Below are 23,721 nucleotides of genomic sequence, written 5' to 3'. Positions count from 1 at the left end.
GTGATCGTGTCGACGCCGCAGGACCTGGCGCTGATCGACGCGGCGCGCGCGATCGACCTGTTCCGAACGGCGGGGGTGCCGATCATCGGGCTGGTCGAAAACATGGCGGGATATGTCTGTCCAGCGTGTGGCGAGCTTTCCGACCCATTCGGGCGCGGCGGTGCGGAGGCGGAGGCCGCGCGGTTAGGTATCCCGTTCCTGGGTCGGGTGCCGTTGACGATCGCGATCCGCGAGGCGTCGGATGCGGGGGAACCGCTGGCTGCGTTGGACGGCGACCGGTTATTTCGACCGATCGCCGAGTCGGTCGCGGACTGGATGCGGGCGCACTGAACCCGGGGGGCGTCGGCGGCGTTTCCCCAATCAGTAGGAGAACGACCATGCCGTTGACGCGGGACGAGGACATCAAGGCGCTGCTCGAGGGCGCGCGGACGATCGCGGTGGTGGGCGCGTCGGAGCGGCCGGACCGGCCGAGCTACCGCGTAATGAAGACGCTGCAGGAGCACGGCTACCGTGTGATCCCGGTCAACCCGCAGATCACGGGCGAGCATGTCCACGGCGAATTCATCTTTCGCGAGCTGTCGCAGCTGGGCGATCCGATCGACATCGTCGACATTTTCCGCCGGTCGGACGCGGCGGGCGAGGTGGTCGACCAGGCGATCGCGATCGGAGCCAAGGCGGTGTGGATGCAGCTGGGCGTGGTCGACGAGGCGGCCGCCGCGCGGGCTGAGGCGGCCGGCCTCCAGGTGGTGATGGACCGATGCCCGGCGATCGAGCTCCCGCGGTTGGGTGTCGCTGCGGTCGCGCAAGGGGACTAGCGCTGGGCCGGTTCGCGCGGCAGGATGCGCGGGTCGGAGGTGCTATCCACGCATGTTCACGCTTCTGCTCATGGCTCAGCTCGCCGATCCGTTGGTGGAGGCGGCGCGCGTCAGGCTTACCGGCGAGCGAAGGTGCGTCGTCGATCCGAACTCGACCGACGTAACCGTGTGCGGCTTGCGGCAGGCGGACCGGTTCCGGGTACCGTTCGTCGTTCACGATCCCGGCGATCCGCATCGTCAGCCGGCGATGGCGGACCGGGTACGGCTGCTCCACCGGACGACGCCGCTGCAGGATATGGGGCCGTTCCAGGTCGGCGGCGGGCATGCGGGCGTCAGCTTGATGGTGAGCGCTGCCGGGGTGAGCGGCGGCGGGCTTCGTAAACCGGCGCCCTAACGCTCCTGGGAGGCTGGCGCGGGGCACGCTGCCCGCGTAACGATCCGGGTAGTCCCTGCGACTTGGAGCCCTCCCGCGCATGAGCCTATTTCGCCGCAAGATCGTCGATCTGAATGCCCGGCCGGAGGGCGAGCGGCTGGCGCGGACCTTGTCGTGGCCGCATCTGGTGGCGCTGGGGGTCGGCGCGATCGTGGGAACGGGCATCCTGACCTTGATCGGGGTCGGGGCGGGGCTGGCGGGGCCGGGGGTGATCCTGAGCTTCGCGATCGCGGGGGCGATCTGCGCGTGCGCGGCGCTCTGTTATGCCGAGATGGCGACGATGATCCCGGCTTCGGGATCGGCCTATACCTACAGCTATGTCGTGCTTGGGGAGGTGATCGCGTGGGTGATCGGTTGGTCGCTGATCCTCGAATATTCGCTGGTCGTGTCGACGGTGGCGGTGGGATGGTCGGGCTATGCCTCGCCGTTGCTCGCCGCGGCGTTCGGCTTTCCGGATGCCCTGGCGAACGGGCCGGGGGCGGGGGGCGTGGTCAACCTGCCTGCGGTCGTGATCATCGCGGTGGTCGCCGGGCTGTTGTGCCTGGGCACCAAGGAGTCGGCGACGCTCAACGCGGCGCTGGTGGGGATCAAGATCGTCGCGCTCGCGGTGTTCGTGGCGGTCGCGTTGCCTTACTTCGATGGTGCCAACCTCGAGCCGCTGATGCCGTACGGGTTCGCCAAGAGCGTGAGCGCCGACGGGACCGGGCGCGGGGTGATGGCGGCTGCGGCGATCATCTTCTTCGCTTTCTACGGCTTCGATGCGATCTCGACGGCCGCGGAGGAGACCAAGAACCCCGGGCGCGATCTCGCCATAGGCATAGTAGGTTCGATGGTGGCGTGCGTCGCCATCTACATGCTGGTGGCGGTCGCGGCGGTGGGCGCGCTGTCCTACACGCGCTTTGCCGGGTCGGCCGAGCCGCTGGCGCTGATCCTGCGCGAGATCGGGCGGCCCGGCGTAGCGCGGTTCCTGGCCGTGTCGGCGGTGATCGCGTTGCCGACGGTGCTGCTCGCCTTCCTGTTCGGGCAGAGCCGCATCTTCTTCACGATGGCACGCGATGGGCTGCTCCCGCTGAGCCTCGCCACCGTGTCGCGGCGGGGAACGCCGGTGCGGATCACGCTGGCGACCGCGGCGGTGGTGGCGGTGATCGCGGGGCTGCTGCCGCTCGGCGAGATCGCAGCGCTGGCGAATGCGGGGACGCTGGCGGCGTTCGTCGCGGTGGCGGTGTGCGTGCTGGTCATGCGACGGCGCGATCCGGCGGGCGAGCGAGCGTTTCGGACGCCGCTGGCCTGGGTGGTCGCGCCGTTCGCGATCGCCGGATGCTTGTATCTGTTCTGGAGCCTGCCGAGTTCGACGCAGGGGTACTTCCTGCTGTGGAACCTGCTCGGGCTCGCCTTCTACTTCCTGTATGCCCGGCCGCGCGCGGTGGCGGGGCGGTAGGCCCGTCGCTACCCCGGAGCGCGTCCGGGGTAGCGAACGTTCAAGCTATGCCGCCAGCTTCCTGAGCACGTACTGGAGGATGCCGCCGCTAAGAAAGTATTCGAGCTCGTTGACGGTGTCGATGCGGCAGCGGGTCTCAATCTGCTCGGTGGTGCCGTCCGCGCGGGTCAGGTAGACCATCACGTCCTGGCGGGGACGGATGGCGGCGACGTTCTCGATGGTGAAGGTTTCCGTGCCGTCCAGCCGAAGCGTCTTGCGGTCGGTGCCGGCGGCGAACTGGAGGGGGAGGACGCCCATGCCGACTAGGTTGGAGCGGTGGATACGCTCGAAGCTCTCGGCGATCACGGCGCGGACGCCCAGCAGGTTCGTGCCCTTCGCCGCCCAGTCGCGGCTGGAGCCGGTGCCGTATTCCTTGCCGGCGATGACGACGAGGGGCGTGCCGTCGGCCTTGTGGCGCATGGCGGCGTCGTAGATGGGCATGAGTTCGCCGTTGTAGCTGGACATGCCGCCCTCGACGCCGGGAACCATCTCGTTGCGGATGCGGATGTTGGCGAACGTGCCGCGCATCATCACGTCGTGGTTGCCGCGGCGGGCACCGTAGCTGTTGAAGTCGGCGCGGCTAACCTGATGTTCTTGCAGGAAACTTCCGGCAGGACTGTCCGCCTTGATGCTGCCGGCGGGGCTGATGTGGTCGGTGGTGATCGAGTCGCCCAGGATGGCCAAGGTGCGCGCGTCGCGGATGTCGCCGACGGGGGCGGGGGTCATCGTCATGCCGTCGAAATAAGGGGGATTGGCGACGTAGGTCGACCCGGCGCGCCACTGGAACGTGTCGGAGACGACCACGTCGACGCCCTGCCATTTCTCGTCGCCGCGGTAGACGTCGCCGTAACGCGCGCCGAACATGCCGGCGTCGATGTTGGCGTCCATGACGGTGCGGACCTCGTCGTTCGAGGGCCAGATGTCCTTGAGATACACGTCGACGCCGTCCGAGCCGGTGCCGATGGGGGTCGTCACCATATCCTCGGTCACGGTGCCCTTGAGCGCGTAGGCGACGACGAGCGGCGGGCTGGCGAGGAAGTTGGCGCGGACGTCGGGGGAGACGCGGCCTTCGAAATTGCGGTTGCCCGACAGGACGCTCGCGGCGACGAGGTCGTGTTCGTTGATCGCCTGGCTGATCGGCGCCGCGAGCGGGCCGCTATTGCCGATGCAGGTGGTGCAGCCGTAACCGACGAGGTTGAAACCCATCGCGTCGAGATCGGCGGTGAGCCCGGCCTTCGTCAGGTAATCGGTGACGACCTGGCTGCCGGGGGCGAGCGAGGTCTTGACCCAGGGCTTGGGGGTCAAGCCGAGCGCGCGGGCCTTGCGGGCGACGAGGCCGGCAGCGACGAGGACCGACGGGTTGGAGGTGTTGGTGCATGAGGTGATCGCGGCGATGACCACGTCGCCGTCGCCGATATCGTGGTCGCGGTCGTTCACCGCCACGCGGACGGCGCGGTCCTTTTGATAGACCTTGTGCAGGTCGCCGTTGAACACCTCATCGACCTTGTTCAGCGACACGCGATCCTGCGGGCGCTTGGGGCCGGCGAGCGAGGCGACCACGTCGCCCATGTCGAGTTCGAGCGTGTCGGTGAAGATCGGGTCGGGGGTGCCCGCGTCGCGCCAGAAACCGTTGGCCTTGGAATACGCCTCGACGAGTGCGATCGTCCCGGGCGAGCGGGCGGTCAGGCGCAGATAGTCGATCGTCTTGTCGTCGACGGGAAAGAAGCCGCAGGTCGCGCCGTATTCGGGGGCCATGTTGGCGATCGTCGCGCGGTCGGCGAGCGTCATGTGGTCGAGGCCGGGGCCGTAGAACTCGACGAAGCGGCCGACCACGCCCTTGGCGCGGAGCAGCTGGGTGACGGTCAGGACGAGGTCGGTGGCGGTGATGCCTTCGGACAGCGCGCCCGTGAGCTTGAAGCCCACGACCTCGGGAATGAGCATCGAGACGGGCTGGCCGAGCATCGCCGCCTCCGCCTCGATCCCGCCCACGCCCCAGCCGAGTACGCCGAGGCCGTTGACCATGGTGGTGTGGCTGTCGGTGCCGACCAGCGTATCGGGATAGGCGACTCTCTGGCCATCATTGTCCGAAGACCAGACGGCCTGGGCGATGTATTCGAGGTTGACCTGGTGGCAGATGCCGGTGCCCGGCGGCACGACCTGGAAGTTGTCGAGCGCCTTGCCTCCCCATTTCAGGAACTCGTAGCGTTCGATGTTGCGCTCGTATTCGAGCGCCATATTGTCGTTCATCGCGCGCGGGGAGCCGAACTCGTCTACGGTGACCGAATGGTCGATGACGAGGTGGACGGGAACCTGCGGATTGATCTTGGCGGGGTCGCCGCCGAGCTTGGTGATCGCGTCGCGCATCGCGGCGAGGTCGACGACGCAGGGGACGCCCGTGAAGTCCTGCATCAGCACGCGGGCGGGGCGATACTGGATCTCGCGGTCGGAGCGGGCGTCCTTCTGCCAGTTGACGATCGCCTGGATGTCGTCGAGCGTGACGGTGGTCCCGTCCTCGAAGCGGAGCATGTTTTCGAGCAGCACCTTCATCGAGAAGGGCAGGCGCGACACGTCGCCGAAGCGATCGGCGGCGGCTGCGAGCGAGTAGTAGCCGTAGGTCTCGCCGCCGACATCGAGGGTGCGGCGGGCGTTCAGGCTGTCCTGGCCGATGGCGGTCATTTGGGAATCCTCGGGCGAATGTCGGCGGGGTCACGCCCGGGGGAGGCGGGAGCGGCTTCTCCCGCACGGGCGTCGACCAGCGGACTGGTGAAGTCGTCAGTGGTCTGAGCCTTAGCAAGGGGCGGGGACGGGGGGAAGGGCACGGATGCGCCGAGTTGCCGTCCTCTGGTTGGTCAGCACCCTTCCAAGATGAATCGGTTCCCGGCGGCCTTAAATAATTTAGTAGATTGTCGAATATGAAAACCTCGATCAATAACTTTGCGACAAGCCGATGTATTGTCTGGGCGTCAGTCAACTTCAGAAAGGGGTTAACCGGCCTGTAACTTATCATCCGCGTCGCGCCTGAGTATTTCAGGAGTATGACACCTGACGGGAACATCACATGTGCCTGCTGAACGATCGCGACTACTACTTAACGCGCGTCGAGACCTGCCGCGATCTGGCTGCCCGCGCTACCGATCCACATCTGGCGAAGCTGCACACGGAGTTTGCGGCCAACTACGAACGAACCCTTTCGACCATGATCCCGGAACCGCCGATCATAGGGTCGGGCGTCGCCCAGGTCGTCTGACGCATGCGCCGGTGCAGGTAATTCTCATCGAAGCCGGCGATCTGGACGAGCTTGACCGCGTCGAGGATGGTCAGGTTGCCGCGGCGGAGCGCCATCGATCCGGTCAGTCGCAGTTCCTTCAGCACGCGGTTCATGTGGACCGGCGTCATGCCGAGCGCGTCCGCGAGCACGATCTGCGACAACGGCAATTCGACGTGATCCTCCTCCGTCAGCCCGATGCCCCGCGCGCGCAGATAGAGCTCGCACATCAGATGCGCGACGCGCTCGATGCTGCTGCGCCGGCCCATGCTGACGATCCAGGCGCGCATGATCCCCTCGTCGACCAACTGCGACACGTACATCGCCCGCGCGATGTTGGGATGCTCGTGCATCATCCTCCGCATCTCCTCGCGAGACACCGTCGCCACCCGCGCGGGCGTGATCGCCTGGATGCCATGATCCATCTCTGCGAGCATGCTGATATGAAGGTCGCAGGCGTCGCCGGCCATCAGGAACGCCATGATCTGACGGGTGCCGTTAGGCAGGATCTTGTACCGGCAAGCCCAGCCCTCGAGCACGACGAACACCGGCCCGGGCTCGTCGCCCTCGCGAATCAGGTCCTGGCGGGCCGAATAACTGCGACCCCAGCCTGTCGCGGTCTCGAGCACCGCCACATCATCGGCGTTCAGATCTGCCAAACCGCTCAATTTACGGATGAAACGGTTAGCCATGTCGAAAGCCTATACCGGAGGGGCGAGCAATAATATTGCTCGTGATTATTATACACAGTCAATTTCGTGACTATCTATAAGTCGTGGATCAGATACGGTTTAGTCATCGCCGCTTCGCGGCAGCACCGGTCTGACTCCGCGAGCGGGCCTATTCCGTATATAAAAAGATCACGACCATGCCAACACATGATAAGAGCGACGCGCCCGCCGTTTATCCCGTCTTATCATCCAATCCCGGTGCGCAGGATCCACACGGCTTGGCGGCATTATTGCTCGTTGAAAGCCTGATACACTGCCTGAAGGAGCGAAATATTCTAACGATCGTTGAGGCCGTCGACGTGATCGAGACCGCCGCGGACGTGCAGTATGAACTGGCGGACGCGGCCGATGGAGCGGGGGCGGGAATGCGCGACGCGGCCGCGTTGCTGATGACGATGGCGTCGAGCCTGCGCAGCGACGTGAAGGGCGAAAGCGAGAACTGACCGCCGCCGATCGCTTGCGGGATTTTAATGCCGTCCTGATATCGGTATGCGCTCAGGCCTAGGCGGGCGCGGCGTTGCCGATCGGGTCGATCGGTGGCCGGACGGCCGCCGGGTTCGATCCGGCGAAGGGACAGGCAGATCGACATCTTCGTATTCGCGGCCGCGTCGGCGTTGGTCGGGTCGCACGCGCCGGCGGCAGTTGCGCCAGTAACGTTCGAACGGCCCGCGATGCAGGTCGGCGTCGATCGCGCGGTGCCGCTCGCGCCGACGCCGACGCAGCCGCCTGCGCCCACCATTCCGGCCCAGTCGTCTCCTGCCGCCGCTCCCGCCGTGCAGGATCCCGGTGCGGAGCAGGCGGGCGACGTGGTCGTGATCGGCCGGGACCGGCGCGGCGATCCGTTGTCGGCGGTCAACGAGCAAAGCTTCAAGGTGACGCAGGCGGTCGACGACGCGGTGATCGGCCCCGTCGCGCGCACCTACAAGCGCGAGGTGCCGAGCACGATCAGGAGCGGCCTGCGCAATTTCGTCGCGAACCTGCGCGAGCCGGTGGCGGCGCTGAACTACCTGTTGCAGCTGAAGCCCGGCAAGGCGGCCGAGACGGTCGGCCGGTTCACGGTTAACACGACGATCGGCGCGGCGGGGCTGTTCGACGTGGCCAAACGGCGGCCGTTCAACCTGCCCAGGCGGCGCAACAGCCTGGCCAACACGCTCGGCTATTACGGGGTGAAGCCGGGGCCGTTCCTGTTCCTGCCGCTGATCGGGCCGGTGACGGTACGCGACCTGGTGGGCAACGTCTTCGACCAGCTGGCGATCCCGGTGACGAGCGTGCCGCCGCTGAACAATCCGGCGGTGACGATCCCGTTGCTGAATATCGGCGCGATCGATTTTCGCGCGGAGAACGACGAGCGGCTGGAGAAGCTGAAGGCGAGCCGCGATCCGTACGGGGCGGTGCGCCGCGCCTATCTGGAACGGCGGCAGGCGGAGATTGACGCGCTGCGTGGCCCGCGGCGGGCGAGGGGTGGGAAGGTGCCCGTGCCGGAGTCGCTGCCGCGCACGATCTTGATCCCGGCCGCTCCGGCAGTAGGGGCGGACGGTCGCTGAAGGCGGTCGAGGTTATAGGCCCACCACCTTGCGCAGCGCCTCGTTCACCCGGGTCTGCCAACCCGGACCGGTCGCGCGGAGGCGGGTGAGGACCTCGCGTTCCAGACGCAGCGTCACCTGCTGGCGGGTGGAGGTGGTGGAGCCGAGCGGGCGGCCCGGCTTGCGGACGAGTGCGGCGACCACATGGGGCGGATGCATCTCGCTCGCAGGCCGCGCGCGGGTGAACTCCTCCTCGGTCCATTCGGGGTTGTCGTCGAAATCCGGGGGCGGCGCTACTTTATTCATGACGGCGCATCTCCTTCTCGTGAACGCGGCGGAAGCTGATCGCGCGAACGCCACTATCGGTTTCGGTATAGACGAGGCAGTGCGGTATGCCGCCGATCCTGCCGAATGCGCGAAAACGACGCTCGCCATAGTCGTATCGGTCATCGAGACTGACGGCCGGATCCGCATCGAACCCGGCGAATTCAGTGAACGAAAGCCCATGCTTGCCCCGATTGATCGCGTCTTTGACCGGGTCGAACGTCACATCCACAGTATGAAATGTAACTACGGGATATTAGTCGGTCAAGCTGCTCGCCCGCACGGGAACGGCGCATATTATCAAGCACGGTTGTTCGCATTTTGTTCTGTCCTACAGCCTTTCTCCTGCGATAGGTGGGCCGCTCGACTCGGGGGAGGGAGAGCGGAGATGGAGAACAAGGGAGCGCTTCGGGGGCGGCATGACGGGTGGACGCCGGGGCGGCAGCTGCGGTTCCTGACGCGGCTGAGCGAGACGGGTTGCGTCCAGGACGCCTGCGACGAGGTGGGGATGAGCACCACCAACGCGTACCGGACATACAAGCGCCTGCCGGATTTCGCGTCGCGGTGGGACGCGGCGCTGGCGAGCCCGCGGCCGGTGCTGGCGCAGGCGGCGTTCGACCGGGCGGTGCACGGGGTCGAGGTGGCGGTCCACCGGAACGGCAAGGTGGTGGCGACGCACCGGCGCTATTCGGACGGGCTGCTGCGCTTCCTGATCGAGCGCGGCGACCGGGCGGCGGAGCGATCGGGGCAAGCGTGGCGCAAGCCCAAGACGCTGGAGGAGGTGCAGGACAGCATCATAACCAAGCTGACGGCGATCGAGGACGTGCGCGCGCGCGAGGACGAGGAGGAGAAGGCGCGCGAGCGGGCCGAGGCGGTCGCCTTTGCCGAGCGGATGCGGGCGGAGGGTAAGGCGCCGTAATCTGGGCGCCGTAATCTGGGTGCCGTGATCGGGGCGGGAGGCTCGTGCATCCACCCGTCGTTAACCTGCGTACATATAGCATATGGAATAGGCCTGACACGGCTATGTCCGCGCGCTAAGCATCGGACAAATCGGAGTTTCTCATGAAGCGGTCGCGTGGTGGAGCGTTGGTTGCCCTGGTCGCCATGCTGGCCGGGTGCGGTGGCGGCGGCGGGGTCGGATCGGGGTCGGAGACGGCCGTCGCGGCCGCGCCGGGTCCGATACCGGCAGCGACGGCGGGCGGCTGTTCGCTCCGCGAGCGGCAGGACTGGGCGGCGGCGCAACTGCGCGAGTTCTATCTGTTTCCCGAGACGCTGCCCGCCGCGCTCGACCCGGCCGGGTTCACGAGCGTCGGCGGGTATATCGACGGGCTGACCGCGACCGCGCGGAGCCAGCGGCGGGACCGGTTCTTCACCTACGTGACGTCGATCCGCGAGGAGAATGCGTTCTTCAGCGCCGGGTCGAGCGCGGGGTTCGGCATCCGGCTGTCGACGGACGCGCCGAACCGGCGCGTGCTGGTGGCCGAGGCGTTCGAGGGCGCGCCCGCGCTGGCGGCGGGGATCGACCGGGGGACGGAGATCCTGGCGATCGGGACGGGCCCGGGCGATCTGCGGCCGGTGAGCGACATCATCGCGGCCGAGGGCGGAGCGGGCGTCACCGCGGCGCTGGGGCCGACGACGGCGGGCACCGCGCGGCTGTTGCGCGTGTCGGACCCGGCGGCGGGCGTGCGCGAGCTGAGCGTCGTCAAGGCGGATTTCTCGCTCACACCCGTGTCGCCCCGCTACGGCGCGCGGATCATAGCCGACGGGGGTCGGCAGGTCGGGTATCTGAACCTGCGGACGTTCATCTCGACTTCCGACGGGGCGCTGCGGCAGGCGTTCGCGTCGTTCCGGTCGGCGGGAGTGACGGAGGTCATCGTCGATTTCCGCTATAACGGCGGCGGGCTGGTGTCGGTCGCCGAGCTGATGGGCGACCTGCTGGGCCGCGACCGGACGGGGTCGGACGTGTTCTCGTTCACTACCTTCCGGCCGGAAAAGGCGTCGAACAACGAGACGCGGCGCTTCTCGCCCCAGCCGCAATCGATCGCGCCGACGCGGATCGCCTTCATCGGCACGGGCGCGACCGCGTCGGCGAGCGAGCTGGTGGTCAACAGCTTCGTGCCGTATCTGGGCGACCGGGCGGCGCTGATCGGGACCAACACCTTCGGCAAGCCGGTGGGGCAGATCGCGGTCGACCGCGCGTCGTGCGACGACCGGCTGCGGGTGGTGGCGTTCGCGACGCAGAACCGCGACCGGCAGGGCGACTATTATGACGGCCTGCGGACGACGGTGCGCGCGAGCTGCGCCGCGGCCGACGACCTAGCGTTCCAGCTGGGCGATCCGCGCGAGGCGTCGGTGCGGTCGGCGCTCGATTTCCTGGCCGGGCGAAGCTGTTCCACCATCACGTCCGAGGCGCGGACGGCCAGCGTGGGGCCCGTGCCTTCGGGGCGGCGCGAGCTGTTGATGCCGGGTGCGCCGACCGCGCCGCAGCGCGAGGTGCCGGGCTTCTTCTGACCGGGCGGCTCGGTTAGGGCCGGGCGGATGAGCGGGGGGATCAGCAGGCGCGGACTGCTCGTGGGCGGTGGCGCGGGCGTGGGGCTGGTGGTCGCCTGGGGACTGTGGCCGCGCAGATATCCGGCGAACCTGGGCGTGGGGCCGGGCGAACACGCGTTCGGCGCATGGCTGAAGATCGGCGAGGACGGGCGGGTGATCGTCGCGATGCCGCAAGCCGAGGGCGGGCAGGGCGTGTGGACCGCGCTGCCGCAGATCGTCGCGGACGAGCTGGGGGCGGACTGGCGCACGGTAGGCGTCGAGGCCGCGCCGGTGAACCCGCTTTACGCCAATCCGCTGGCGATGACCGAGCTGTTCGAGGGGATGTTCGATGCGGTGCCGGGCGTCGTGCTCGGCGGGCCGGCGATGCTGACGGCGGGGTCGAGTTCGGTGCGGCAGTTCGAGGGGCCGGCGCGCGCGGGCGCGGCGGCGGCGCGGGTGCTGCTGGCGCGGGCGGCGGCGCGGCGGTGGGACATCGCATGGGAGGCGTGCTCGGCCGACCGGGGGTTCGTGGTGCACGAGGGCAAGCGCGTACGCTTCGCGGAGCTGGCGGCGGAGGCTGCGGGTATGGGCGCGGACGGACTGCCCGATCCGCTGCCGATCGGGCAGGGCGGGGCGGGGAAGCTCGCGGGGCGGTCGGTGCCGCGGCTCGACGCGCCCGCCAAGGTGGACGGATCGGCGAACTTCGCAGGGGACATCCGGCTGGCGGACATGGTGCATGTGCGCGTGCGGGCGGGGCCGGTGGGGGACAGCCGCCTCGTGCGGGTCGACCGGGCGGCGGCGGACCGGGTACGCGGCATGCTGCAGGTGGTCGAGACGCCCGGGTGGGTCGCGGCGGTGGCGACCACCGGCTGGGCGGCGGAGCGGGGGCTGGACGCGCTCGCGCCGCGGTTCGAAACGCGCGGCGCGGTCGACGATGCGGGTATTGCGGCGGCGTTGGCGACGGCGTTCGAGGGTGGGGGGACGCGGATCGCGCAAGAAGGCGATCTGGGCGCGGTGTTCCGGGGGGCGCGGCTGGTAACGGCCGAGTACCGGGTCGCCCCGGGCGTCCATGCCGCGATCGAGACGGCGAGCGCGGTCGCGGCCTACCGCGACGGGCGGCTGGAGGTGTGGTGCCAGACCGAGGCCCCGGCGCGCGCGCGGGCGGCGGCGGCCGAGGCGGCGGGAGTGGGCGTGGACGATGTGGTCGTCCACCCGATGTTGGTCGGCGGCGGGTTCGGCGCGCGGCTGGAGACGGACGCGGTCGAACAGGCGGCGCATCTCGCGGTGGCGCTCAAGCGGCCGGTGAACCTCGTTTGGACGCGCGGGGAGGAGATCGCGCGGGGGCGGCACCAGCCGGCGGCGGCGGCGCGGATGGCGGCGCGGCTCGCGCCCGGTGGTTCGATCCTGGGCTGGAGCGCCAAGATCGCTTCGCCCGCGACCGGGCGCGAGTTGGCGAAGCGATTGATCGGGCGGGCCGCGCTCGCGGGTTCGACGGGCGACGCTTACGCGGTCGGCGGAGCGGTGCCGCCCTACCGCCTGCCCGCCTATGCGGTCGATCACCATCCGGCCGAGACGGGGCTGCGCACGGGGCATCTGCGCGGCGGGGCGCACGGCTATACCTGCTTCTTCACCGAATGCTTCCTGGATGAGCTGGCGCATGCGGGGGCGTCGGAGCCGGTGTCGTTCCGGATCGGGATGCTGGGCGGCGATCCGCGGCTGGCGCGGTGCCTACAGACGGCGGCGTCGCTCGGCGGGTGGGAAGGCGGCGTGGCGGGATCGGGTCAGGGCATGGCGTGCCACGCCTTCCGGGGAAGCCGGATCGCGGTGATGGCGGAGGCCGACATGGGCGTCGACGGTCGGCCGGTGGTGCGGCGGCTGGTCGCGGCGGCGGATTGCGGCACGGTCATCAACCCCGATCTCGTGCGCCAGCAGATCGAGGGCGGGTTGATGTTCGGGTTGGCCCACGCGATCGGCGCGTCGACCGGGTACGAGCGAGGGCACCCGACAACACGGGGGTTCGACCGGCTCTGGCTGCCGAGACTGGCCGACACGCCCGACATCACCGTCGAGCTGATCGCCAGCCCCGAACAGCCCGGCGGGGTCAGCGAGCTCGCGGTGCCGCCGGTCGCGCCCGCGATCGCGAACGCGCTCCAGACGGCGACGGGGGTGCGCATTCGGTCGCTGCCCCTTAGATCGGGGGAATGACGCCACCCCCCGACCATCCCGCCATCCCGCCCCGTAAGGTGGGCGTGCTGCTCACCAATCTGGGCACCCCCGACGAGCCGACCCCGCGCGCGGTCAAACGGTACCTGCTGGAGTTCCTGTCGGACAAGCGGGTGGTCGAGATCCCCAAGCTCGCGTGGCAGCCAATCCTGCGCGGGATCATCCTGCAGACGCGGCCCAAGAAGTCGGCGCACGCATACGGGCTGGTGTGGACCGACGAGGGATCGCCGCTCGCCAAAATCACGCGGGCGCAATGCGCGGCGTTGCAGGGCGCGTTTGGGCCGGACGTAGTGGTCGATTACGCGATGCGGTATGGCAATCCGGCGATCGGTGACCGGATCGACGCCCTGAAGGCGGCGGGGTGCGACCGCATCCTGCTCGCGCCGCTCTATCCGCAATATTGCGCAGCGACGACCGCGACCGCCAATGACCGGGCCTTCGCGCATTTCGCGGCCAAGCGGTGGCAGCCGGCGATCCGGACGCTGCCGCCCTATCATGACGACCCGGCCTATATCGGCGCGTTAAAAGACTTGGTGGAAGCGGAACTGGCGGCGCTGGATTTCGAGCCCGAAGTTGTGATGGCGAGCTTTCACGGCATGCCCAAACGGACGCTGGAACTAGGCGATCCATACCATTGCCATTGCCGTAAGACGGCGCGGCTGCTGTCGGAAGCGATGAACCGCGAGCTGACGGTCGCGTTCCAGTCGCGCTTCGGCCCGGCCAAGTGGTTGACGCCGGCGACCGATACCGTGCTGGAGGAGCTGGGAGCGAAGGGCGTGAAGAAGGTGGCGATCTTCGCTCCAGGCTTTTCGGCGGACTGCATCGAGACGTTGGAGGAGCTGGCGATCCGCGGACGCGAGAGCTTCGAGGCGGCCGGCGGCGAGCGGTTCGCATATCTGCCGTGCCTGAACGACAGCCCGCCGGGAGTGGAAATGCTGCGCAGCATTTTGGCCAGGGAGCTTGCGGGGTGGGTCGTCGTTACATAGCATCGGGCGATAAAAACGAGGAGAGAACTGATGGCGCGTGTGGCGATCGTGACGGGCGGAACGCGGGGGATTGGCGAGGCGATCAGCCTGGCGCTCAAGGACGCGGGGATGACGGTCGCGGCGACCTATGCGGGCAACGAGGCGCGCGCGGGCGATTTCACGGGGCGAACCGGGATCAAGGCGTACAAATGGGATGTCGCCGATCACGAGGCATGCCTCGACGGCTGCATGCGGGTGGCGGACGAGATGGGCCCGGTCGATGTGGTGGTCAACAATGCGGGCATCACGCGCGACGGCACGATCCTGAAGATGAGCTATCAGGCTTGGCGCGAGGTGATCGAGACCAATCTGGGCGGGTGCTTCAACATGGCCAAGGCGGTGTTCCCGGGCATGCGCGAGCGGAAGTGGGGACGGATCGTCAATATCGGGTCGATTAACGGGCAGGCCGGGCAGTACGGCCAGGTGAACTATGCCGCCGCCAAATCGGGCATCCACGGCTTCACCAAGGCGCTAGCGCAGGAAGGCGCGAAGTTCGGCGTCACGGTGAACGCGATCGCGCCGGGGTACATCGATACCGACATGGTGGCGGCGGTGCCGGGCGACGTGCTGGAGAAGATCGTGGCACGGATACCGGTGGGGCGGCTGGGAGCGGCCGCCGAGATCGCGCGGGGGGTGGTGTTCCTGTGCGGGGAGGAGGCTGGGTTCGTGACGGGGAGTACGCTGTCGATAAATGGCGGGCAGCATATGTACTGACGGGCGAAGGCGCGGCCACGCCCGCGCCGGTGTGCGCCGCGAAGCGCCGCGCATCGCCCGGCACGGCCGGCGGGTTGGCCGCGCAAGCGGACAAGCCCGTTCGACGTCACGGCGGCGGCCTCGCCGTCGCTTCTTCCCTGTTTCGTTGTGCTCATGCGTGACGAGGTGATTAAATGTCCGCTTACGACCCGTAGCCGACATTCGCGTCGGGTTTACCATCGACCTCTGGCCCACTTGTGACCGTGAGCCGAGTGGCCTTGGCAACTTGCGGCAAAAGGCGGAAGGACGGCTTCACCCCGGGGCGCATCGAGCGGAGGTCGCGGCTGCTCTTACGTACAAGGGCCTGCACTCGAACCTAAAGCGCTCGCTTCGAGAGCGTTACAGTGTATCCAGCGTCGATACGGTGACGGGGGTTCTGATGGCGTTGCGGGTCATGGTGGTTGAGGATCACCCTCTCCACCGCAAAATGTACGAGGCTTGGCTCACGAGAGCCGGCTTCGAGGCCATCATGGTGGCGGACGAGCGTACCGCCCAGGGCGTCGCCACCGAGAAGCGCCCCGACATAGCCCTGGTCGACATCCGGCTGCCGCACATCAGCGGGCTCCACGTTATCGAGCGCCTGAAGGGAACCGCCGCCACGGCGAGCATGCCCGTCATGGCGGTAACCGTCCTTTGCAGTCGCGGCGATGAAGAGGCCTGTTTCGCCGCCGGCGCCGATCACTTCATGACGAAACCCACGAACATGCACGCGCTGACCGACGCCATCGCCAAATTGGTCGAGGCGCGTGCTCCATCGACACAGCCCTTCAATCTTGCTGGGAGAGGCGAGTAGAGAAGTAGTCGTCGGCATGCCCCACGGACACTGCCGATAGTCAGCTATCGACCCATACCGGACATAGGCCTCCATCGGAGTTTCGGGGGCACTTTCCTTTCGGGCAGGCCCGTGCTCTTTCCTCATCAAAGTCGACGCAGGCAGATCGGGGAGTCGTAGATTGCGCCACACATTCCTTGCCGCCGTCTCGATTATATTCACCGTTCCCGCGGCGGCCCAAGCACCCGGGCAGCTACTTTCCGCCGAGCCCGTCGTCGACACGCCAGCCGGCATGCAGGCGTGGAGAGTGCGATACCTGACGCGTGACGACCGTGGGGCTGCACGCCAGGTAACCGGCATGGTGGTAGCGCCGCGCGAGGCGGCGCCGGCACGCTCACGGCCAGTCATCGCGTGGGCGCACGGTACGTCGGGGATCGCAAATCAGTGTGCTCCATCGATGATGCCAGCCTTTTGGACTTCGACCCCTGCTCTCGAAGCCGTGCGGCGAGGGTATGTGGTCGTGGCACCCGATTACCCGGGGCTCGGCAGTCCTGGGGTACATCCGTATCTAGTCGGAACAGCGACAGCGCGGTCGGTGCTCGATGCCGTCAGATCGGCGCGTGCGATTGCGGGAGCGGCGGCCGGCGAGCGGTTCGTGGTCTGGGGTGAAAGCCAAGGCGGTCATGCGGCATTGTGGACGGGTCACCTTGCGAGCGCGGAAGGCTCCGGGCTGCGCCTGGTGGGCATCGCGGCCGGCGCTCCGCCAACCGACTTGGCCGCCAACTTGCGGCAGGCGAGCGATCCGAATGCGCGAACCCTTCTGACTGCGTTCGCGGTCCAAAGCTGGAGCCAATACTATGGCGTTCCGCCACGGATCGGTCGGCCCCGAACGCCGGGGATCATTCGGCGTTTGTCGCGCAACTGCGTGTCGGTCGACTCCGGCCCCAAGCTTGGTGCCGTTCTTGGTATCCTGGCACTGCGGCAGGACTTGCGAACGGTCGATCTTGCCCGAACTCCGCCTTGGTCGAGCTACGTTGCCGCCAACAGCACGACACCTATCAGCCGGGTTCCGATCCTGATTGCGCAGGCGCGGGCTGATCCCTTCGTCGCGCCGTCAGTGACGCGAAGCTTCGCGCAGAGGCTCTGCGCTAACCGGGTGCGGGTGCGGTTCGTGGACCTGCCCGGCAAGGATCATGCGACCACGGCCAAGCAAAGTTCAGCGCAGACGCTCGCCTGGATCGATCAGCGTTTCGCGGGGGCACCAGCACCGAGCGATTGCGGGCGTATATGACACGTAGGAGGACGGGATGACCAAGCTCAAGATCTTGATCACTACTGGGATCGCCGTCGTCGTCGGCACGTCCGCCGGGGCGTCTACCCCGCAAGCTTGGGCAGCGCTCGACCGCCAGGTCAATCGCGCCTGCCTCGCTGCTTCAGGGCTGACCCGGGCAAAGGTGATGTCCGACAAAGCCAGCTTCTCCGACCGAGTACCCATCGAGCTGCGCATCGTCGAAGGGTACAACCGACAGTCGGTGATCGACGTAAAGCTTTGCGCCTTTAATCGGCGCACGGGGCGAGCAGCGACGGTGGAGGGTGTAGGCAGGTTGGGTGTTGCCCGGTAACGATCGATTCCAACGCCCGCTTTCCACCGCGTCGCCCGGGCATGACCCGGAGCCCCGCCGTCTATTTCTGCTTCTTCCGACCGAACGCCGGAGGAGAAGCGGGATCCCGGCTCAAGGCCGGGGTGGTGGAACGGCTCAGATTTACCTGAAGCCGGTCGAGCAGATCACTCGCCGATCTTGGAACGCGATTCGTAGGAACGGCACCGCTTCATGTTCGATTTCTCACCAAGCCGTTGGTTGCCGCGCGGGAGAGCCATCGCTTCGCAATTAGGTCGTTATGCGGTCGCCGGACTGGCGCTGACCCTGGGCAATGCGGCGAGTTATTGGGCGCTCACGGATCTCGGCGGAGTGGCCCCGATGGCATCGCTGGCCCTCACCTCGTCGGTCTTCCTGGTCGTCGGGTACGTCACGCACGCTCGTTTCACCTTCAGGAGCGGCAACGACGACGATCATTGGAGCGTTCGCGCCGTGCGCTTCCTCCTGGTGCGACTGCTGGGCCTGGGATTGAACCAACTGTTCGTGTTGCTGCTGGTCGAGCGGCTCGGCGGGCCGACCTGGTGGCCGATCATCCCGATGGTGTTCGTCACGCCGCTCATCATCTTCGGTCTGCTGCGAACCTTCGTCTACCGCAGCGTCGACCCGGCCGAGCGTCGCTGAGCCGTTTCGCGAGCGGTGCAACGACACCGGACGAAGCGATCCTGATCGGCGGCCGGGCAGAACGCGACGCCATCGCGACGCGACCTGCCCGGGCGGATTGCCTACCCCACTCCCCTGAACGCGGCCAGCGCGCCGGTGCGTTGTGCTATGCCTCGGTTCCTGCGAGAACAGCCGCCGGTTCGGCCTGAGCCTTCTCGTTCGCGGGCAGTCCGATGGCCGACTTCAAGGCGGCATCCATCGATCCGATCCGTTCGTGCCGCGCGCCGAAGCTTGCGAGGAACAGCGGGAAGAGATCGCGGAGCGGGAAGCTTTTCGGCAACTGCCCGGCCGTGAACGCGGAGTCGGCGTAGTAACCGGTGCCGTGGTGATGCGTGTTCTTATACTGGGCGAAATCGGCCCGCCGGCCGAAATCCTCGACGACCGTGTTGCCTCGACGTACCTTCATGGTTTCGGGGATCGGACGCGCCGCCGGACGTAGCTGGACGTAAAGGTCCTTTCCGCGGTTCTCGACATGGAAGATCTGGTGGAAGGTCGAACTCGTGCGTATTTCCTCGTCGCCGGTTTCCCGGTAGAATATGGCGTCGGTGTCGAAGCTCTCGATCTCGCACAGCTGACGCTCGGCCCGGGCAGCGGCTGCTTCGTCGGCGAATACGAGCACGAAATCCTCGGTCATCAACCGGTAGCTGCTCTCGAACTCGATACCGAGTTCACGCAGGAGCGCGGTCTCGTCCTTGAGACGGTAGTAGAGCGTTTCGCGCTCATGCGGCTCCTGATGGAGGCCGGTGACCATGACCACGCGTCCGTTGGGCAAGCTGTTCGCGTAGGCGACGAGATCCCCCAGCACTTGGTCGTACATTTTGAGCACGTCGAGTAGCGGATCGTTGCCGGGCTCCACGATCCATGCGGGGTTGCTGCGCTCCCCGCGGTAGGATGAGGACGAGAACATGTAATGGTGCTGCAAATGCGCGCCGCCGTTCAGGAACACCGTCGAGAAGCCGGGTCTGTGCGCCTTGACCTGAGTGAGGTAGGCGTCGGCGAGCAGCCGGTCCCCGACCACCGCGCGCATCCATTTCTTGCCCCCGACGAACTTGGCGGTCTCGCTCAGATAATCGGGAAGGCGCGTCCATTTGAGGTTCGATGCGCCGCCCGTGACGAGGTTGACGACGGACTTGAGTGAGATCTTGTTCTGCGCGTAGTCGTCGGTGACCTGGCGGAAGGCGTCGTTTATCCGCCGAACGCTCGAGGGAGCGTCGACGCGCGTGTCGGTCCACGGATCGGGTACGAAAAAGGCGGCCTTTTCCGTCCGATTGGCGGCATTGAAGACGGACAATGCTGCGACCTTCACTCCATGCCGCTCCAGTTCCTGGTAGATGTCGGGATGGTTCGTCTTGACGATATCCCCGAGGCGGAAGACCTTGTGGTCCGCATAGTCGAGTCCGGTATGAACCGTCGGCCACTGAATCCACGGGTTGGCGAGCCGATGCTCATGCTCCGATACGGTTTCTACGAAACCGTGGCGATTGAAGAACTCCTTGAAATTCGGGAGCAGGCCTCGTTGCGCATAGTCCGCGATGAAGGGGAAGTTGAGCTCGTTCAGCTGAAGGCACATCAGGGTAAGGTCGTTCGCCATGAAAAATCTCCAACAGCCGCTAGCGGATCGTCCCCGCGAGGTAATGCATTGAACGAACTACGCATTCTATCCTAAGATAGAGTTGCCAGAAGCTTTCGCTTTCATGGTCGTTCGTTATTCTAGGACTAAGTTTCACGTCCTGCTGTGCGAAAGTCAAGCCAGATAGCGAGTGGGCGCGCCACCCGATGAAACTCGTTACTTGCGTGTTTAGGAATGTATATTATCGAATGGTCAGGCCCGCGGTGACGCCGCGTGCTGGACATCGAGCGGGTCGCTTCGCGCCCGCCGGTCGGTTTCGGGCGCTGCGCGCCGCTCGTGCGGATTGCACCAGCGCGCGCGTGGCCGCGCCTGCGCTCGAACGAACAAAGGGGCCGGCTCGATACGCCGAACCGGCCCCCCGCTCCCGATACGCTACGCAGGAGCATACACACCGCCTACGGACGGTAACTTGGGAAAGAGTTAAGGGCGACGGCGAAGCCGCCGCTGGACGTCGGACGGGTTTGTCGGCTTAGCCGACGACCCGCCGTCCGGTCCGATTGCGGTCGTCAGCGACGACCGCAATCGGACGAGCGCTCGATCGCCCGCCCCGCCAAGGCGCCACCACCGGCGCCCAGCACGGTCCCGAGCAGGCGGTCGCCGCGGGTGTCGATCGTGCGGCCGAGGAGGCCGCCGGCGATCGCGCCGACCAGCGTGCCGGTGTCGCCCGAGCGGCAACGGCCCTGGGCCCGGCGGCTGTAGCTGCGGCGGTCGCGGTACTGGCGGCCCTCATACCGGTCGTCGTAGCCCCGGTCATACTGGCTGTAGCCACGGTCGCGGCCGCGATATTGCGCGTCGGCGGTGGCGGGGACGAGCGCGCCCGCGGTCATGGTGAGCGCTGCGGCGGCGAGCGATAGCGACTTGAACATGCCGATACTCCTTGGCTTGAACTTCGCGGGGACGACTTCCTCGCCTCCGATGAAAAGGTTCTAGGTGATTCGCGTTGTCCTGATCCTGAATGTGCCCGTTATGCGCGGTTAAGGGTGCCGCGCGGGCGACCGGCGGTTATGGGCCGCGTGGTGCGCGCGTTCCTGTCCCTGCTGCTCGTCCTATTGATCGTGCCCGGATGGTCCGGGGACGAGCGGCTCAAGCTGCCCGGCGACGCGCCGCGGCTGACGGTCGAGCGGGTCGCGCTGAACCCGGACGATCCCGCCATGAAGCGGGTGGGCGCGCTGACGTTCTTGGGCGGGGTGGCACTTGGCAGCGACGATCCGGCGTTCGGCGGCTTCTCCGCGTTGCTGGTGGACGGGGAGCGCTTCACGCTGCTGAGCGACGGCGGCAACCTGCTGCGGTTCCGGATGGGCGCGGACTGGCGGCCACGGGGCGTGCGGTTCGATCCACTGCCGGCGGGGCCGGGAACAGGATGGCGAAAGTCCGACCGGGACTCGGAGGCGGTGGCGATCGACCCGCGCACCGGGCGGATGTGGGTCGCGTTCGAGAATGACAACGCGATCTGGCGCTACGCCCCCGGCTTCGCGCGCGGGGAGCGGTGGCGGCGGTCGGGACCGATGGCGCGCTGGCCGGAGGCGGGCGGGGCGGAGAGCATGACGCGGCTGCGGGACGGGCGCTTCCTGGCGATCTCGGAGACGCGCCGTCCGCCGCGCGGGGTGGACGGTCGGCGGCCGGAGACGCGGGTGGGGCTGATCTTCGCAGGCGATCCGACGGGGCGGACGACGCGGATCGCCCGCTTCAGCTACCGGCCCGAGCGGGGGCACCACCCCGTCGACATGGCCGAGCTGCCGGATGGGCGGCTGCTCGTGCTCGAGCGGCGGTTCGCCCTGCCGTTCCGGTGGCGGACGCGGGTGGCGCTGGTCGCGCCCAGCGCGAGGGAAATGGGGGCGGTGCGGGCGGGGGCGGTGGTGAGCGGGCGCACGGTCGCGCGGCTGGTCCCGCCGCTGCTGACCGACAATTTCGAAGGGATCGCAGTCGCGCAGGAAGGCGGGGCGATAGTGGTGTGGCTGGTATCCGACGACAATCAGCTGCCGGTGCAGCGGACGTTGCTGCTGAAGTTTCGGCTGGATCGAGAGGGCGACGGCAAAGTCGCCGCTAGACGTCGGACGGGCTAGTTCGGCTTCGCCGCCTACCCGCCGGCCGGGCCGGCCCATGCGCGCCTATCGGCGCGCACCGGCGCGTAAGCTCGCTTACGCGCCTTGGGCTACGGCCAGTTTCTTCACGACATCCCGCTTCAGTCGGCGCGCGCGGAGCGAGAGCTTCTCGTTCGACGTCTTGACCAGCCAGTTGTCGAGGCCGCCATTATGCTCGACCGAGCGCAGGCCGTGCGCCGAGACGCGCAGGCGCACGGGGCGGTCGAGCGAGTCGGACAGGAGCGTCACGTTCTGCAGGTTGGGCAGGAAGGTGCGCTTGGTCTTGTTGTTGGCATGGGATACGTTGTTCCCCACCATCCGGGTCTTGCCGGTCAGCTCGCAGATGCGCGACATGATGTTCGTCCTGGGTATATCTTATCGGAAAGCGTGGGCGGGTAGCCCTGCATGGGGGCGAGGTCAACCACGCTTGACGTGCCCGGTCGCACCGGCCCACCGGATGCGGCGTGTTCTCCCTCCCCGAACCGATGCGCCTGGCGCTGGCCCAAGCGCGCGCCGCCGCGGATGCGGGGGAGGTGCCCGTCGGGGCGGTGCTGATGCTGAACGGCGAAGTGATTGCGGCGGCGGGCAACGCGCCGCGCCGGCTCCGCGATCCGACCGCGCATGCCGAGATGCGGGTGATCCGTGAGGGCGCGGCGCTGCTCGGGAGCGACCGGCTGGAGGGGTGCGATCTGTGGGTGACGCTGGAGCCGTGCGCGATGTGCGCGGGCGCGATCGCGCTGTCGCGGATCGCGCGGCTCTATTACGGGGCGGGCGATCCCAAGGGGGGCGGGGTGGAGCATGGCGCGCGGGTGTTCGCGCGGGAGACGTGCCACCACCGGCCGGAGGTGTATGGCGGCCTGGGAGAGCGGGAGGCGGGGGCGCTGCTAAGGGGCTTCTTCGCGGGGAGGCGGTGAGACGACCCTTCTCCCGCTTTTGCGGGAGAAGGTGGCTGAGCGTAGCGAAGTCGGATGAGGGCACTTCTTCGGGAAGGTCCGACCCTCACCCTGGCGCTACGCGCCTGTCCCTCTCCCGCGAAGGCGGGAGAGGGTTTTAGCGATCACCCCCGCGCGTCGTTTTGGGTGACCGGGACGATCTTGATCTCGACGCGGCGGTTGGCAGCGCGGCCTTCGTCGGTGTCGTTGGAGGCGATCGGCTGGCCTTCGCCGAAGCCGCGGGTCCCCAGGCGGACGGGCTGGACGCCGCGCGACGACAGGTAGTCGGCGACGGCGACGGCGCGACGCTGCGACAGCGTCTGGTTGTACGCGTCGGTGCCCGTCGCGTCGGTGTGGCCGTACACGTCGAGATAGGTCTGGTTATACTCGGACAGGGTGCCCGCGACCTGGTCGAGCGTACGCTGGAACTGCGGCTGCACGTCGGCCGAATTGTAGGCGAAGTTGATGCCCGACGGGATGTTCAGGATCAGATCGTCGCCCTGGCGAATGACCTGGACGTCGGTGCCCGCGGTGCGGCGGCGCAGCTCCTGCTCCTGGCGGTCCATATACGCGCCGATGCCCGCGCCCGCGAGGCCGCCGATGCCCGCGCCCACGATCTTCTCCGTCCGGTCGCGGCGGCCGCCGACGAGGTCGCCGAGCAGATAACCGCCGACCACGCCGCCGATGCCGCCGATCGCCGCGCGCGAGATGCGCCGCTCGCCCGTCTCCGGGTCGGTGGTGCAGGCGGTCGCGCCGAGCAGCGCGAGCGCGGACAGGCCGGACAGCAGTTTGGAGGGGGTGGTCATGGGGTACGCTCCTACGGGAATGGAGCCGCGACAACACCGGTGCGGCCCCGATCGTTCCGGCCCCGATCGTTTCGGCAGGGCATC

Annotated in this window: 25 protein-coding genes; 17 read left to right on the top strand and 8 right to left on the bottom strand. The window is 67.7% G+C overall.

What is annotated here, in order from left to right; all coding sequences use genetic code 11:
• From ACFE7F_RS05000 to ACFE7F_RS04985, 4 genes are all read left to right on the top strand, one after another.
• On the top strand, window positions 1-330 hold a 330-nt coding region (locus ACFE7F_RS05000), incomplete at its 5' end, for a P-loop NTPase (protein ID WP_375402741.1).
• 47 nt (window positions 331-377) lie between these two features.
• Window positions 378-815: a CoA-binding protein gene (locus tag ACFE7F_RS04995; RefSeq protein WP_375402740.1), complete on the top strand. Its 438-nt coding sequence runs from the start codon at window positions 378-380 to the stop codon at window positions 813-815.
• Window positions 816-867: 52 nt separating this feature from the next.
• The gene (locus ACFE7F_RS04990; protein WP_375402739.1) at window positions 868-1,209 is read left to right on the top strand and encodes a hypothetical protein; all 342 of its coding nucleotides are present in this window, start codon (window positions 868-870) and stop codon (window positions 1,207-1,209) included.
• Window positions 1,210-1,288: 79 nt separating this feature from the next.
• Window positions 1,289-2,686, top strand: a complete 1,398-nt coding sequence (locus tag ACFE7F_RS04985) for an amino acid permease (RefSeq protein ID WP_375402738.1) — start codon at window positions 1,289-1,291, stop codon at window positions 2,684-2,686.
• A 45-nt stretch (window positions 2,687-2,731) separates the two neighbouring features.
• Here the strand turns inward: ACFE7F_RS04985 and acnA are convergent, their stop codons facing one another.
• Together acnA and ACFE7F_RS04975 are read right to left on the bottom strand one after the other, a co-directional pair.
• Window positions 2,732-5,401 carry an aconitate hydratase AcnA gene (gene acnA, locus ACFE7F_RS04980; RefSeq protein WP_375402737.1) on the bottom strand — a complete coding sequence of 890 codons (2,670 nt, stop codon included), beginning with the start codon at window positions 5,399-5,401 and terminating at the stop codon, window positions 2,732-2,734.
• 498 nt (window positions 5,402-5,899) lie between these two features.
• Window positions 5,900-6,682: a Crp/Fnr family transcriptional regulator gene (locus ACFE7F_RS04975; RefSeq protein WP_375402736.1), complete on the bottom strand. Its 783-nt coding sequence runs from the start codon at window positions 6,680-6,682 to the stop codon at window positions 5,900-5,902.
• Window positions 6,683-6,858: 176 nt separating this feature from the next.
• On the opposite strand from ACFE7F_RS04975, the gene ACFE7F_RS04970 reads away from it, so the two are divergent.
• Both ACFE7F_RS04970 and ACFE7F_RS04965 read left to right on the top strand, forming a co-directional pair.
• Entirely contained in the window at window positions 6,859-7,164 is a 306-nt protein-coding gene (locus tag ACFE7F_RS04970) for a hypothetical protein (protein ID WP_375402735.1), read from the top strand.
• 93 nt (window positions 7,165-7,257) lie between these two features.
• Window positions 7,258-8,265 carry a VacJ family lipoprotein gene (locus ACFE7F_RS04965; protein WP_375402734.1) on the top strand — a complete coding sequence of 336 codons (1,008 nt, stop codon included), beginning with the start codon at window positions 7,258-7,260 and terminating at the stop codon, window positions 8,263-8,265.
• Window positions 8,266-8,277: 12 nt separating this feature from the next.
• On the opposite strand, the gene ACFE7F_RS04960 is transcribed toward ACFE7F_RS04965, so the two are convergent.
• Together ACFE7F_RS04960 and ACFE7F_RS04955 are read right to left on the bottom strand one after the other, a co-directional pair.
• Window positions 8,278-8,550, bottom strand: a complete 273-nt coding sequence (locus ACFE7F_RS04960) for a BrnA antitoxin family protein (RefSeq protein ID WP_375402733.1) — start codon at window positions 8,548-8,550, stop codon at window positions 8,278-8,280.
• The gene (locus ACFE7F_RS04955; protein WP_375402732.1) at window positions 8,543-8,794 is read right to left on the bottom strand and encodes a BrnT family toxin; all 252 of its coding nucleotides are present in this window, start codon (window positions 8,792-8,794) and stop codon (window positions 8,543-8,545) included. Before ACFE7F_RS04955 ends, ACFE7F_RS04960 begins: the two co-directional genes overlap by 8 nt.
• A 162-nt stretch (window positions 8,795-8,956) precedes the next feature.
• Here ACFE7F_RS04955 and ACFE7F_RS04950 point away from each other — a divergent pair, with 162 nt between their 5' ends.
• The 9 genes from ACFE7F_RS04950 (at window position 8,957) to ACFE7F_RS04910 (ending at window position 18,149) form a co-directional block, all read left to right on the top strand.
• Window positions 8,957-9,487: a hypothetical protein gene (locus ACFE7F_RS04950; protein ID WP_375402731.1), complete on the top strand. Its 531-nt coding sequence runs from the start codon at window positions 8,957-8,959 to the stop codon at window positions 9,485-9,487.
• A gap of 167 nt (window positions 9,488-9,654) precedes the next feature.
• The gene (locus ACFE7F_RS04945) at window positions 9,655-11,079 is read left to right on the top strand and encodes a S41 family peptidase (protein ID WP_375402730.1); all 1,425 of its coding nucleotides are present in this window, start codon (window positions 9,655-9,657) and stop codon (window positions 11,077-11,079) included.
• Window positions 11,080-11,106: 27 nt separating this feature from the next.
• Complete coding sequence (locus tag ACFE7F_RS04940; RefSeq protein ID WP_375402729.1) at window positions 11,107-13,302, top strand: molybdopterin cofactor-binding domain-containing protein; 2,196 nt, start codon at window positions 11,107-11,109, stop codon at window positions 13,300-13,302.
• Window positions 13,299-14,306 carry a ferrochelatase gene (hemH, locus tag ACFE7F_RS04935; RefSeq protein ID WP_375402728.1) on the top strand — a complete coding sequence of 336 codons (1,008 nt, stop codon included), beginning with the start codon at window positions 13,299-13,301 and terminating at the stop codon, window positions 14,304-14,306. Before ACFE7F_RS04940 ends, hemH begins: the two co-directional genes overlap by 4 nt.
• A gap of 30 nt (window positions 14,307-14,336) precedes the next feature.
• Window positions 14,337-15,059, top strand: a complete 723-nt coding sequence (gene phbB / locus ACFE7F_RS04930) for an acetoacetyl-CoA reductase (RefSeq protein WP_375402727.1) — start codon at window positions 14,337-14,339, stop codon at window positions 15,057-15,059.
• Between the two features lie 418 nt (window positions 15,060-15,477).
• Complete coding sequence (locus ACFE7F_RS04925) at window positions 15,478-15,891, top strand: response regulator (protein ID WP_375402726.1); 414 nt, start codon at window positions 15,478-15,480, stop codon at window positions 15,889-15,891.
• A 271-nt stretch (window positions 15,892-16,162) separates the two neighbouring features.
• The gene (locus ACFE7F_RS04920; RefSeq protein ID WP_375402744.1) at window positions 16,163-17,161 is read left to right on the top strand and encodes an alpha/beta fold hydrolase; all 999 of its coding nucleotides are present in this window, start codon (window positions 16,163-16,165) and stop codon (window positions 17,159-17,161) included.
• A gap of 16 nt (window positions 17,162-17,177) precedes the next feature.
• Window positions 17,178-17,492 carry a hypothetical protein gene (locus ACFE7F_RS04915; RefSeq protein ID WP_375402725.1) on the top strand — a complete coding sequence of 105 codons (315 nt, stop codon included), beginning with the start codon at window positions 17,178-17,180 and terminating at the stop codon, window positions 17,490-17,492.
• A gap of 210 nt (window positions 17,493-17,702) precedes the next feature.
• On the top strand, window positions 17,703-18,149 hold the full coding sequence (locus ACFE7F_RS04910; protein ID WP_375402724.1) for a GtrA family protein: 447 nt from the start codon (window positions 17,703-17,705) through the stop codon (window positions 18,147-18,149).
• 145 nt (window positions 18,150-18,294) lie between these two features.
• On the opposite strand, the gene ACFE7F_RS04905 is transcribed toward ACFE7F_RS04910, so the two are convergent.
• Window positions 18,295-19,779 carry a hypothetical protein gene (locus ACFE7F_RS04905; protein WP_375402723.1) on the bottom strand — a complete coding sequence of 495 codons (1,485 nt, stop codon included), beginning with the start codon at window positions 19,777-19,779 and terminating at the stop codon, window positions 18,295-18,297.
• Between the two features lie 545 nt (window positions 19,780-20,324).
• Complete coding sequence (locus tag ACFE7F_RS04900; RefSeq protein ID WP_375402722.1) at window positions 20,325-20,684, bottom strand: glycine zipper 2TM domain-containing protein; 360 nt, start codon at window positions 20,682-20,684, stop codon at window positions 20,325-20,327.
• Window positions 20,685-20,822: 138 nt separating this feature from the next.
• Between ACFE7F_RS04900 and ACFE7F_RS04895 the strand changes: the two genes are divergently transcribed.
• A complete protein-coding gene (locus ACFE7F_RS04895; protein WP_375402721.1) occupies window positions 20,823-21,881 on the top strand; it encodes an esterase-like activity of phytase family protein in 1,059 nt (352 codons plus the stop codon).
• Between the two features lie 75 nt (window positions 21,882-21,956).
• Here ACFE7F_RS04895 and rpmB read toward each other — a convergent pair whose 3' ends face one another.
• Entirely contained in the window at window positions 21,957-22,253 is a 297-nt protein-coding gene (gene rpmB, locus ACFE7F_RS04890; protein ID WP_375402720.1) for a 50S ribosomal protein L28, read from the bottom strand.
• 131 nt (window positions 22,254-22,384) lie between these two features.
• Between rpmB and ACFE7F_RS04885 the strand changes: the two genes are divergently transcribed.
• Window positions 22,385-22,813, top strand: a complete 429-nt coding sequence (locus ACFE7F_RS04885) for a nucleoside deaminase (protein ID WP_375402743.1) — start codon at window positions 22,385-22,387, stop codon at window positions 22,811-22,813.
• A gap of 143 nt (window positions 22,814-22,956) precedes the next feature.
• On the opposite strand, the gene ACFE7F_RS04880 is transcribed toward ACFE7F_RS04885, so the two are convergent.
• Window positions 22,957-23,637, bottom strand: coding sequence for an OmpA family protein (locus ACFE7F_RS04880; RefSeq protein WP_375402719.1), 681 nt, complete (start codon window positions 23,635-23,637; stop codon window positions 22,957-22,959).
• Window positions 23,638-23,721: the final 84 nt, after the last annotated feature.

Origin of the sequence: uncultured Sphingomonas sp. (assembly GCF_964235535.1) — a bacterium.
Classification (GTDB): domain Bacteria; phylum Pseudomonadota; class Alphaproteobacteria; order Sphingomonadales; family Sphingomonadaceae; genus Sphingomonas.
Note: the sequence above shows the minus strand (reverse complement) of the source record. Positions and strands in the feature narration are given on the sequence as shown.